The sequence below is a fragment of the Chryseobacterium manosquense genome (genome assembly GCF_014623485.1).
Classification (GTDB): domain Bacteria; phylum Bacteroidota; class Bacteroidia; order Flavobacteriales; family Weeksellaceae; genus Kaistella; species Kaistella haifensis.
Genome location: NZ_CP060203.1, coordinates 2,320,711 through 2,333,871, shown reverse-complemented (window position 1 = coordinate 2,333,871; position 13,161 = coordinate 2,320,711). Strand labels below are relative to the sequence as shown.

Here is a 13,161-nt window from a genome sequence, read left to right as displayed (position 1 = left end):
TTTCTCAGGTTACCCATTAAAACCCCTATTAAATCAACATTTCTATGAAAATCTCAATACTATTCCTTTTAAGAAGGAACAAGATCAATGCGCAAGGGGTTTGCCCTATTGAATGTAGAATTACTTTGGACAAACAAAGAAAACCTTTTGCTACAGGATTATTTATAAATCCTGATAATTGGAATGCAGCTAAACAAAAAGCATTTCCATCCAATACACCTAATTCCCAAATCAATACCCAACTAAGCCTGATTAAACAAGAGATTAATCAGGCTTTTTTATTCCTGCAGGTACAAGGCAGGGAATTTAATGCAGAAGATATTTACGTGCATTATAAAGGTGAAAACATTAAAGATGATAAATCAATAATGGAAATATTCAATCTGCATATTGCAAAGCAGGAAAAGTTGATTGGCATCTCTACTACCAAAGGATCTGTAGCTAAATTCTATCAGACCAAAACTCATGTGAAAAATTATATATTCTGGAAATTTAAGAAACATGATTACCTGTTAAATAAAATGAAAATGTCATTTATCACAGAATTTGAATACTATCTAAAAGCAGAAAAACAGTTTGAGCAGAACACCATCCATAAAACCCTTCAAAGGCTAAAACAGATGGTTAAATTAGCTGTAGGATTAGATTTTCTTGCAAAAGACCCTTTCCTACTCCATAAGAACAAAAGACCTAAGAAACAGGTGGTTTTCTTAAGTGAGGAAGAACTTTCAAAGATTGACCAGCATGAGTTTGCATCCCAGAGACTTCAACAGGTAGCAGATATGTTTATTTTCTGTTGTTATACTGGTCTGGCATTTTTGGAAATGTCTACTCTGGAAAGGAAACACATAATCATTGGCTCTGATAAAAAGAAATGGATCAGTATTACGAGGCAAAAGACCAATAAGAAATATGAAATCCCTCTCCTAAAGAAAGCGGAGTATATTTTGCAGAAATATGAAGGCGGAGAAAAACTCTTACCAAGAATTTCCAATCAACGTTTTAACTCCTACTTAAAGGAGATTGCTGAGATTGTAGGGATTCAGAAAAACATTACTCACCACATAGCCAGAAAGACTTTTGCATCAACCATACTGCTGTATAATGATGTTCCCATGGAAATTGTATCTGAACTTCTAGGACATTATGAAATGAGCATTACGCAGAATCATTATGCCAAGGTGGTCAAAGCAAAGCTATCTGAAAGTATGAGCAAAGTGGAGAAATTATTAGAATAATTCCATATATGACATATAGCAGAAAGCAGTATTGAAGTATCTTTTACAGAATTTAATACTGCTTGTTATGCCTGACGATACAACACAAGGGAATATTAGTGATTTATTTATTGGTTTTCCGATAGACTACTTTAAAATTAAGCCAGAAGACCTTAATGAAAAAGCTTTTGGGGGAAAAGATGGTGCTGATGCCAACGCCAGAAATGAAGCTTATGAAAACCGGATCACAGCTTCAATCATACAACCTGACAGGGAAGGTAAAGTTTATGATGAACTGAGCAGGAAAATAGATTTAGACAAGAAAGATACTACCGTAATTAATATTGGTGTTGGGCAGGGAAAAACCTATACCATTCTTAAAACAGTAGAGAAATATTTAGAAAACCCTGATACATACATCATTATTGCGGTTCCTTATGTTAGCCTTGTAAACCAATACTTTAAAGAACTTATAACTAATGGCATTCCAGAAGATGAAATTTACAGATACGAATGGTTAAATCCCAAAGAATTTCCCAAATGCACCTTGGAATATCAACTGAAGAGAAGAGTGCATATTGTAACTGTCAACTGTCTGCTAGGTAATGCAGGTGATAATGCTGCCATAAACTCTAAGATTAAAAGAGAGTATTTAAAAGGTTTTCCGGAAGCACTAATTAAGACGAAGTATTTATATGATGGCAAACCGATAAATGAAGAGGACATCAAGAAAAGATTAGATTTAATTAAAATTGGAAGGCTAGGTGCTCCTAAAGCGAAAATGGCATTTGATGTCAGTAAGGTAACAGCGGTCACGGAGAGTAGTAAAAATGTAGTTTTTATCTTCGATGAAATCCATGATGCTATACATAATTTTTCACCCGAAAATATCTTGTACCTATACTTTTGGAAAAATGTTTTACAGAAGATATATCTGCTAAGTGCCACCTATAATGATGCTTCATTAGTCGTAATAAATAAGCTTAGTGAGCTAACAGAGGGCAAGATCAATATTATTGAAGCTGAAAGAGTCCAGATCCCCGCGAAACTTAGTAAGCTTTATATTCACTATGATAATGCATCCAAATTTGGTAAAAGAAAGATTAAAACACTTGTTGAAATGGCTTTGCATCAGGGCAAAGAGATTGACATCCTCTGTTTTTCTAAAAGCTTTGCCGAAGAACTGTATAAAGGGGAAGTAGGAGCTCTGCTAAAAGAAGGAGATCCCGATAAAGTTAAACTTTGTGTTTCGGAACTAATTCAAAACCAAAGAACTACTACGGAAGAACCAAAAAACAGATATGACGAAAACAAGATTAATATTGGTACAAATTTTAAGACAGGTATAAACATTGAAAAGGAAAACCATTTCTTCATTATTATTATGCCGCCTAGGTCTACTAAAATGGTATTTGAAAACAAGTATGGAATATTTTCAGGGGGTTATATTGACTTAGTACAGGCTGTTGCTAGACAAAGGAAAGTAGGTGAAATACATATTGTCACAATGCATCCAGATTTTTTTACATTTGGTGACCAAATGCCCCAAATGACCGATGAACAGTTTGAACAGTTTGAAACCTCCTATCGTCAAATTCAAAAAATTTCTCCACAAACCTCTGAGCAGATAGATCAGTATGGAATTCCCGCCCTTGGTCATGACTCTATCGCAAGATATTGCCCAGTTAACTATCAAAAAGAACTTATTACTGATCAGCTTAAGGAAGTAATCAAATATTTGTTAAATCCTGTGATGGATAAAAATGTCTTAGTACAGGATTTTAAGGACAACTACAGGTTGACCACTGGAAAATTACAGTTGTTAAGAAACAAGTTTCTGTACAGTGATATTGCAGCAAACTTAACAGTAAATGCCTTTATGAATCAGTTTATCAACTGTAAATTGGAAACTTTTAATTTTGTAAAAACTGACTTTGCAGATGATACTTTCCCAGACCAAATTCACGAGATGTTTGATGAATTTTTCCAGGAGCAAAATCCATCTTTTAGTAAATTTTATAATCATATAAGAGACGAAATCTCTTCACAACTTCTAACTTACAATGGAAGTGAAGTTGGTATTGGTGATGATATGTTCATGAAAAAACTTGCGTCAAATATTCTCTCAAAATATTACCCACTTTCTGGTGTAAGTGCTAATGAAAACTTTTCCGCACAGCATATTATTCATCTTATAATGAAATATGATTACCCCGATATGGCTGACCTTAAAGCACAGGTAACAAATCAATTGAGAGCAATCCAAAGTATCACCGAGAATCACAGAGATGCTTTGTATTTGCCAAGTCAAAGGGAGGATTGGCCATTAGATAATGCTTATGCACTTCATAATCTATTGGTGGAGAATTTTCCTGTATTAAAACACGCTGATATATGGAAAGATTCAGTAGTAAAGCCAGAAGACTCACAACAAAATATTGAAAAGAAAAGAAAAAGGGCTCAGAAAGACATCTTTAATACATTTAAAAAAGTTTTTGGTGATTTAGTAGGCGCTAGACATCAAAATTTCGCTGGAAAGCGTATGCACAAAGTAATATCACAAAACTATCCCCTGTAATATTTTTCCGGATTAAATAATAACATTCCGGAAAATAATTACATAAAATGATTTAGAGCCACCCCTTCGGGGTGGTTTTCTCGTATAACCCCAAAAACAAATTTTATGAATCTAAGAAAATCAGAAAGAAAACAGGCCAGAATAAAAATGGCGCTGCAAGGTCCTTCAGGATCTGGAAAGACAATGAGTTCTCTGCTAATGGCTAAAGGGCTATCAGGTGGAGATTTATCTAAAGTAGCCATCATTGACACAGAAAATGGCAGTGCAGATTTGTATGCCCATTTAGGAGAGTACAATGTAATCTCTCTTACACCACCTTTTACACCAGAAAACTACATTAAGGCTTTAGATATCTGCGAAAATGCAGGTATGGAAGTGATCATTATTGACTCTATTTCACATGAATGGGATGAGCTGTTAGATTTCCACTCCAAGTTAGCAGGTAACAGCTTTACCAATTGGGCTAAAGTTACCCCAAGGCAAAAGGCTTTTGTTGATAGAATTCTACATTGTAAGAGCCATGTCATTGCCACCATGAGAACCAAACAGGATTATGTCCTGAATCAGAAAGATGGTAAGATGATCCCTGAGAAGGTTGGTCTTAAGTCTGTTCAGAGAGATGGTATGGACTATGAGTTCACATTAGTTTTTGATGTGGATATCAAGCATTTTGCTACTGCATCAAAGGACAGAACTGGTCTCTTTATGGGTAAGCCTGAATTCGTAATCAGTGAGAAAACTGGTAGGGAGATTTTAGACTGGTGTATGGAGGGGAAACCTATTGACTCTCTTAGAACTAAGGATGGTATTCCAAGGATCAGTGCGGAGGAAGCTTTTAGAGACACTCCAGATGAAAAATTGGAAAGACAGTTTACTACAAATCTCAATGTATCAGAGAAGGTAGTGTATGAATCAATTCAAGCCTGCAGAACCATTCAGGAATTACTTTCCATTTATAAGCAGTTTCCAGAGTATCAGGAAAGCCTGAGACTGGATTATGAGGCTAAAAAGTCTCTCTTAATAAATAATAACCCTAATACACATTTACAGAATGGAAGATCAAAAATTCAGTAATATTAATACTTTATCAGAGTCAGAAATCTCTGAAATCCAATCTTTCCCAAGGTTAAGATCAGTGCGGGACATTTTTCTGGAGGATAAAGATGATGACTCTATCATCGCTTCTATTAGAGATGATAATGATCCGGAAAAAGCGGTAATTACTAAAGATATGATACCTTTTTCGTTTACTAGAGAGAAGGAAATTGAACCCATCAACTCTAATAAAGTATCATCATCAACAGACAGCCCTTTTATCATCGCTAATACAGTAGATGTGACTTTACCTCATCTGCAGAATGAATGCATAATTCCAGTATTCAGTAAGGACAATGAAAAGACCATAGCACATCAGGAATTTATTGAAACAGTGATGAATGCTATTAGTAAGGAATTTCCTTATCAGAGTATTTCAATGCCTGAAATTAGAGTTTCCCATCAGATCAAAGGCAGGACACCAGATGCAATCCATTTAAATGTGAAGGATTTACTTGAACACCAGAAAACCATCTATTATGAGAGAATGGCATTTCTGATCAAGATTCCGGGAATAACCAGTAACATCAATGGGAATGAACTCTCTTTGTGTTTAGGAGGGGTAAGAAGTTACAACCAACAGAATCTCTACAGTACGAAATCTCTTGAGAAATTTAAGTTCTTCATAGGTTTTCAAAACAAGGTCTGTATGAACCTCTGCGTATGGAGTGATGGATATGTGGAAGATTTAAGAGCCTCCAACACCTTTGAAATCCAGAATAAAGTGCTGCAGGTAATGCAGAACTACAATGCTGAATTACATTTAAGAGAGATGAAGGAGTTAACTCATGATCATCTTACAGAACATCAGTTTGCACAGCTTATTGGTAAGTCCAGGCTATACCAGCATTTACCAAAAGGAGAAAAACTTAGAATCCCTGAACTTAATTTTAATGACAGTCATATTAATACAATGGCTAAGGATTATTATGAAGATCAGAACTTCTCCAGAACGGAAGATGGAAGGATTAACCTCTGGAATGTGTTTAATCTTTTCACACAGGCTAATAAATCATCCTATATTGATACTTTCCTGGACAGGAATCTGAATGCCTTTGACTTTACCAGAGGCCTTCAGAAAACGCTCAATGGTAATTTAGATTATCATTGGTTTTTGAGTTAGCCAGACCACCTCACTTTTGTGGGGTGGTTTTATTTTACCAGCTTGCTGCTGAATCAATTACAGATGCTGCTGAATCAGCAACAACGGCAGCAGAATCAATTACATCCCAATTATTGTAGTAATAAGATTCATCATTATTTGCACAAATGTGGTCAAAAACTACTTCGCCAACAGATCCAGGAACTACTGGCTGATTATAAGAACCATAATCAGATGTCTGTATTACCTTTCCATTGCGGTCATATTCAATCATATTTGAAAAATCATAAGTTCTGCTATAGCAACTGCATTTCCACAAGGTTAAGGTAGATTTGCCACCTGTAATTATATATTTTCCGTTTTTTGCTTTTACTCTTTTTGTGGGATACTGCCATTTTATCCAGGCACTTGAAGCGGATTCACGACTTGCAGAAATTGTATACTCTTTTGTCTTATAAATTTCAATAAAATTAGCTTTACTTTCATTTTTGCTAAAACCTAAAATTAGAAGTAAAATCAGAAATCCTAAGACTCCTCCTAAAATGTGGTTCTGTTTCATATTTTTTTTTGTTTAATATTCATCTTCTGATTCCTCTTCTTCTCTTTGTTTTCTCTCACAAGAATAGCAAAGTTCATCATACTTGCTTTTCTTGTCGCCACATTCTGGACAAGTTAGTTTTCTCTCACATGATGAGCAATAATCATCATAGGCAAATTTTGAAAATCCACATTCAGGACAAGTTTCATCTGCTTTTTCCTGTTCCTCTTTTTCAATATCGTTATTCACAGCATTTTGTAAACTGCTTCCGCCTGAATAGCATCCACCACCAAAATCACCAAGTGTAACAGTATATTGATAGCCTCTGTCACTAGTAAAAGAAACTTCTCCGCTTGAAATGCTTTCAGGAGTAAAATGCGTTTCATCAAGCCAACCTCCATTTGGCCAGTCAATTTTCACTAAATCACCACCTTCAACTTCCACATCCAGTTCGTAGGTGCTTCTAGTTCCGGTAATTGGATTGTAGTATTCTACATCTGCACAATAAGCTCCATCAGGATAATCACCAGTCGCTTCAAGATAGATTGCAACATCATCATTATCGTTAATATCCATCAAGGAAGGGTCAAATTCCTCACTTTTTATATCTTCTTCCTGCAAATCAGAGTAGTCAATTTCTTTTTTGCACGATGAAAAAACGGAAATTAAAATTAAGAGAATAAAGAATTTTTTCACATTCAAGGTTTTAACAAAAATAATATTTTTTATGAGTTTTTTTTGTTTTCTTTTAATTTTGTATTTTTGATAAATTTCTGAAATCTGTGAACCAAAACCCAGAGCAAATAGCAAGAGATAAAATTGATGCTTTATTAAAGGCTTCTGGTTGGGTTATACAGGATAAGAAAAACATCAACCTTAATGTATCTTTAGGTGTTGCTGTAAGAGAATACCAAACTGATGTTGGTCCAGCAGACTATGTCTTGTTTATCAACAAAAAACCTGTTGGCATCATTGAAGCAAAAAGAGAGGAAGAAGGTCACAAATTATCTATAGTTGAAGACCAATCAACAGGATATGCTTCTGCAAAACTAAAATATTGTGATAATGAAATGCTTCCTTTTGTTTTTGAAAGCACAGGAACTATTACCAGATTTACCAACCATTTAGATCCTAAACCAAGGGGAAGGGAAATTTTTTCTTTCTACAAACCTGAAACTTTGCAGGAATGGATTCAGAAAACTAACAGTTTAAGAGGAAGACTTCTGGAGTTACCTGAGCTTCCCACTTTAGGTTTAAGAAACTGTCAAGTTAATGCAATCACCAATCTGGAGAAATCTTTCAAAGAAGCCAGACCTAAAGCATTAATCCAAATGGCAACTGGTTCTGGGAAAACCTTTACTGCCATAACTTTTATTTACAGATTACTTAAATATTCCAAAGCCAAGAGAATTCTTTTTTTGGTTGATACCAGAAACCTGGGAATTCAGGCAGAACAGGAATTTATGACCTACGAACCCAATGATGACAACAGAAAGTTTACTGAACTTTATGGGGTTACATTGTTGAAGAACAGTTTTATTCCTAATGACAGCCAGGTTTACATCAGCACCATTCAGAGAATGTATTCCATTTTGAAAGGCACTGAACTGGATGAAAGTGCAGAAGAGGAAAACCCTAATGAGTTGATGTTTGGGAAAGATCCTCTTCCTGTGGTTTACAGCGAAAGAGTTCCACCAGAATTTTTTGATTTCATTGTAATTGATGAATGTCACAGAAGTATTTATAACTTATGGAAGCAGGTTCTGGATTACTTTGATGCTTTCCAGGTGGGCTTAACTGCTACTCCAGAAAAGAGAACATTTGGATATTTCAACCAAAATATAGTATCAGATTATGGTTATGAAAAGGCTGTAATAGATGGTGTTTTAGTGCCTTATAATGTTTTTACCATTGAAACCAAAATTACCAAAGAAGGAAGTAAAATTGGCTTGGGTGAAAATGTTGATATGAGGGAAAGACTTACCAGAAGAAAATTTTGGGAAACCATTGATGAAGAGGTAGAATATAAAGGAAATCAACTGGATAAAGATATTGTAAATCCAAGTCAGATAAGAACCATAATAAGAGCTTTTAAAGAAAATGTTCCTGCCATGTTTCCTGACAGGATTGATGAACAGGGCATTTTTGAAATTCCCAAAACCTTAATCTTTGCAAAAACTGACAGTCATGCAGAAGATATTATTGATATTGTAAGGGAAGAATTTGGGGAAGAAAACAGGTTCTGCAAGAAAGTCACCTACAAAAGTGAAGAAGACCCAAAATCTGTTTTAAGCCAGTTCCGAAATAACTATTACCCCAGAATTGCTGTTACAGTAGATATGATTGCTACAGGAACGGATATTAAACCTTTAGAAATCCTTCTGTTTATGAGGGATGTAAGAAGCAGCAGTTATTATGAACAGATGAAAGGCAGGGGTACCAGAACTATTGCCTTGGATGATTTAAGAAAGGTAACTCCCTCTGCCAAAACCACCAAAGACCACTTTGTGATTATTGATGCAATTGGTGTTGAAAATTCCCATAAAACAGATTCAAGACCTCTGGAAAAAAATCCTGGTATGAGTCTGAAAGATGTGATGAATAATATTGCCATAGGTAATAACACTTCAGAAGAACTCCTTTCTACATTAGCCAACAGATTAATCAGGTTAGATAAGCAGATTAATGAAAGTGAAAGAAATAAGCTTTCTGAATTAGCAGATGGAAAAAGCATCAACAATATTGTTAAAGAGCTATTAAATGCACATGATCCTGACACCAAAGATTCAATTGAAAAACAGGTTAAAGATGAATTAGTTGGTGAATCTCCAGACATCATCCATGCAGAAATACAAAAAAAACAACAAGAACTTATAGAAGGAGCCACCTATATTTTTGATTTTCCAGAACTCAGAAATTACATTCTAGATGTCAGAAAGAAATATGACCAAATTATTGATAATATTAATCTTGATGAAACCATAAATATTGGTTGGATAAAAGACCAGAAAGAAGATGCAGAACTTAAAATTTCTGCCTTTAAAGACTGGATTGAAACCCATAAGGATGAAATTACAGCACTTCAACTTTTTTATGCTCAACCTTACAGGAGAAGGGAACTTACTTACAAAATGATTAAGGAACTGTATGATAAATTAATCCTTGAACAGCCAACATTAGCACCAATAAAGGTTTGGGAGGCCTATCAGAAACTTCAGAAATCAGAAGGTTCTCCTAAAAATGAACTTACTGCAATGGTTTCATTGGTAAGAAATATTGTAGGGTTAGATGAAAGTCTTACTCTATTTGATAAAACTGTTGACCAGAAATTTAAGAAATGGATTTTCAAAAAGAATGAAGGACAACACAATAGATTTACTGAAGAACAGATTTCGTGGCTGAAAATGATGAAGGATTATATTGCAAACAGTTTTCATATTGACAGAGAAGATTTTGACCTAACTCCATTTAATGAATATGGTGGTTTAGGTAAAATGTGGCAGTTGTTTGGTGAAGAAACAGAGGAGATTATTAGTGAACTTAATGAAGTATTAGTTGCTTAATATGATTCCAACTTTAACAGCTACATATTTCATCAGACAAATTCCTACAGATGGGCACAGTCCTTTGCTTATTACAGCAGATGATCAGGAAAATTATTATGTGAAGTATCTCAATTCCATAAAAATAGAAGAATTTGCTATGTTGGTTTACGAAATGATTGCTGTAAAACTTCTTAAAGAATTGAATTTACCTTGTGCAGAGCAAGCTCTAATTCACATTCCCCCATCCTTGATTCCAAAAGAGGTAAGTTATAGTAGAAAATGGAAAAGTGATGCTATTGCTTGGGGATCTAAAGAGATAGAAAATGCAGTTTTAGTTTCAGAACTTAATAGTTTCAGAAATAAAAATATATTTAACCAGATTCAAAATGCACATGATATTATTCGCATCGCTCTTTTTGATTTATGGGTTGATAATAATGACAGAAAACAAACCAATTACAACCTTATAATTAAGCAAAATAATAGCAGAATAAAGTTTGTACCTATTGATCATGGTGCAATATTTGGTGGGTTTAATAGAATATCTGTTTTTAATGAAACTAATATCTGTAGCGCAAATAATAAGCTGATTTCCAGTGATTTATTTAGAGATATTGTAAGTAGAATTCCTTTAGAAAAACAGTTGCAAGTCTCAAAAGAATTCTTAAATTTGTTATCCCAAATACAGATTAAAGAAGTTTTAAATGATGTTTTTCAAAACATTCCAGCGAGTTGGAAGATTAATGAGACCTTAAAAGATAGAATTGAAAAATTCCTTCTTTCAGATTTGCGTAAGCATTCCATGTCTAATATTATAAACTCCAAACTACCTTTAAAACCAAAAAAATGAGCTTCTTATCTATCATTTATTTAGAAACCAATTCTACTACTTCAGAGAAGATTAGTGTGGGTTTGTTGGGTGTTGCTGAGAACCATATTTACTTTAAACAAGCTGATAATAAAATAAAAATTGCTGAAAAACTCAAAGGCTCTTCTTTGGAAAAATTAGTAAAGCTTTCCCTTTCTACAATAAAACAGCAAATAGCAATTGCCAACAAAGATTTTACAGAAAATAAACTTTTTGACAATAATCATCAATTCAAGACAGAATACATAAAATACCTTAGCAATTATTCGCAAGGACTTCTGCAATTTGATGCTCCAAAAAAATATTCTGGTGACCTTAATAAAGCTGTTTTTGAACAACTATTCAACAAGTTTATCAATATGCCTGAAACAGAGTTTAGAAGGTCTAATTTTTACAATAAAGTAAAGACTTATGTGAAAAACTCTGTGATAAATGAAAAAGTAGATATTGATTATAATCTTGACCCCAAAGAAATCCCTTCACTAATTGCCAAAGAAAATGTTTCCCTAATTAGTAAAAATGGAAATATTTTAGCAGCACAACTGGTTGATTTTACGAGTCAAATTGATAATGTAAAGCAACATATCTATGAATTTAGGTCTATTGTAAATTCCTTGCAGGAATTTGGAGCAGATCATATCTCACCAAAACATGAGGGAAATTATTATGTACTTTTCAACAAACCTGAAAAAAACACACAACAGGAAAAGCTTCTAAATAATATTAAGAAATTGGTAAAAAACAAAGACCTCAATTTTAAGATTGAAGAGGGAGATTATATAGAAACTTTAGAAGAAAAAATTCTGAAAGACAATTACCAAAAATTCTCGGAATTTGCAGAAACATTGGAACCCTAAAAAGTTCCAATTTTTTTAATATCATGAAAAAATCCAGAGTGTTACCCAAAAATTGGGAAGAAAAAAACTAGAAGAATTATTAGAATTTGTTATAGGTGGAGATTGGGGGAAAGATGAAAACTATGAAGATGAAAATTATGATTTAGCTTATTGTATTAGAGGTTCAGAAATAAAAAATTGGAATGAAGAAAAAGGAAAGACAGCCAGTTTAAGAAAGATCAAAAAACAAAATATTGCAAAAAGGAATTTAATTGAAGGTGATATTTTGGTGGAAATATCTGGTGGAGGTCCAGAACAACCTGTAGGAAGAACTGTTTTAATTGATAAAGCTACCTTGTCTTTTCAACCTCAAATCCCAAAAATCTGTACAAATTTCTTAAGATTGATTAGACCTAATAAAAACATCAATTCTGCATATCTAAATAACTACCTCACTTTTTTCTATAAATCTGGAGAAATCATTAATTATCAAGGTGGTAGTAATAATTTGAGAAATTTAAAATTCCCTGATTATCAACAGCTTAAAATTCCAATTCCACCATTTTCAGAACAACAAGCCATAGTCCAAAAAATTGAAGAACTATTTTCAGAATTGGATAAAAGCATCGAAAACCTGAAAACAGCACAACAACAAATAAAAACCTACAGACAAAGTGTTTTAAAATCTGCTTTTGAAGGAAAACTTACCGCAAAAAAAGAAGATGAAAACCTAATGATGGTTGCAGAACCTAATTTGGAATATGGAGAGAAAAAACTTCCCGAAGGTTGGAAATGGGAAACATTGCAAAATTTAATAGAAGTCAAAGATGGAACTCATAACACACCTAAATATGTTGAAAAGGGTATTCCATTTATAACGCAAAAAAATATAAAAACAACTGGGTTAAATTTTGAAGATGTAAAATATATTTCACAACTTGACCATGACAAATTTTACAAAAGATCAAATGTTGCAAAGAATGATCTAATTTTTTCAATGATTGGCGCTAATCGTGGAATGGTTTGTATTGTAGATACTTCTGAAATTTTCAGCATTAAGAATGTTGGATTGCTCAAATATTCTCCCACAGTATTAAATCCAAAGTATTTATTATATTTCTTAAAATCTCATTATGCACTAAATTATGTGAAATCCTTATCAAAAGGTGGAGCACAAGAATTTGTTGGACTTAAAGAATTAAGAGGCTTCCCAATTATTTATTGCCATCTTTTAATTCAAGAAGAAATTGTTGCAGAAATTGAATCCAGATTTTCAGTTGCAGATAAACTAGAAGAAAGTATAAACCAATCACTTTTACAGGCAGAAACTTTAAGACAAAGTATTTTGAAAAAGGCTTTTGAGGGGAAATTAATTTAAGCTG

10 protein-coding genes are annotated in these 13,161 nt (G+C 33.7%); 8 read left to right on the top strand and 2 right to left on the bottom strand.

Annotated elements, in window-relative coordinates:
• Positions 1-44: 44 nt before the first annotated feature.
• The 4 genes from H0S70_RS11180 (at position 45) to H0S70_RS11165 (ending at position 6,013) form a co-directional block, all read left to right on the top strand.
• The gene (locus H0S70_RS11180; protein WP_228453724.1) at positions 45-1,238 is read left to right on the top strand and encodes a site-specific integrase; all 1,194 of its coding nucleotides are present in this window, start codon (positions 45-47) and stop codon (positions 1,236-1,238) included.
• Between the two features lie 67 nt (positions 1,239-1,305).
• Positions 1,306-3,795, top strand: coding sequence for a DEAD/DEAH box helicase family protein (locus H0S70_RS11175; RefSeq protein ID WP_188320856.1), 2,490 nt, complete (start codon positions 1,306-1,308; stop codon positions 3,793-3,795).
• A 105-nt stretch (positions 3,796-3,900) separates the two neighbouring features.
• The gene (locus H0S70_RS11170; protein ID WP_188320855.1) at positions 3,901-4,869 is read left to right on the top strand and encodes an ATP-binding protein; all 969 of its coding nucleotides are present in this window, start codon (positions 3,901-3,903) and stop codon (positions 4,867-4,869) included.
• A gap of 61 nt (positions 4,870-4,930) precedes the next feature.
• Positions 4,931-6,013: a DUF3871 family protein gene (locus H0S70_RS11165; RefSeq protein WP_228453723.1), complete on the top strand. Its 1,083-nt coding sequence runs from the start codon at positions 4,931-4,933 to the stop codon at positions 6,011-6,013.
• Between the two features lie 34 nt (positions 6,014-6,047).
• Here H0S70_RS11165 and H0S70_RS11160 read toward each other — a convergent pair whose 3' ends face one another.
• Both H0S70_RS11160 and H0S70_RS11155 read right to left on the bottom strand, forming a co-directional pair.
• Positions 6,048-6,551, bottom strand: a complete 504-nt coding sequence (locus tag H0S70_RS11160; protein WP_188320853.1) for a surface-adhesin E family protein — start codon at positions 6,549-6,551, stop codon at positions 6,048-6,050.
• Between the two features lie 12 nt (positions 6,552-6,563).
• Positions 6,564-7,226: a hypothetical protein gene (locus tag H0S70_RS11155; protein ID WP_188320852.1), complete on the bottom strand. Its 663-nt coding sequence runs from the start codon at positions 7,224-7,226 to the stop codon at positions 6,564-6,566.
• A gap of 86 nt (positions 7,227-7,312) precedes the next feature.
• On the opposite strand from H0S70_RS11155, the gene H0S70_RS11150 reads away from it, so the two are divergent.
• From H0S70_RS11150 to H0S70_RS11135, 4 genes are read left to right on the top strand one after another with little or no spacing between them, the layout of a single operon-like run.
• The gene (locus tag H0S70_RS11150) at positions 7,313-10,093 is read left to right on the top strand and encodes a type I restriction endonuclease subunit R (RefSeq protein ID WP_228453722.1); all 2,781 of its coding nucleotides are present in this window, start codon (positions 7,313-7,315) and stop codon (positions 10,091-10,093) included.
• Position 10,094: 1 nt separating this feature from the next.
• Positions 10,095-10,925, top strand: coding sequence for a HipA family kinase (locus tag H0S70_RS11145; protein ID WP_188320851.1), 831 nt, complete (start codon positions 10,095-10,097; stop codon positions 10,923-10,925).
• Positions 10,922-11,800 (top strand): hypothetical protein, encoded by an 879-nt coding sequence (locus H0S70_RS11140; protein ID WP_188320850.1) that lies wholly within the window; start codon positions 10,922-10,924, stop codon positions 11,798-11,800. Before H0S70_RS11145 ends, H0S70_RS11140 begins: the two co-directional genes overlap by 4 nt.
• Positions 11,801-11,852: 52 nt before the next feature.
• Positions 11,853-13,157, top strand: a complete 1,305-nt coding sequence (locus H0S70_RS11135; protein ID WP_188320849.1) for a restriction endonuclease subunit S — start codon at positions 11,853-11,855, stop codon at positions 13,155-13,157.
• Positions 13,158-13,161 lie beyond the last annotated feature (4 nt).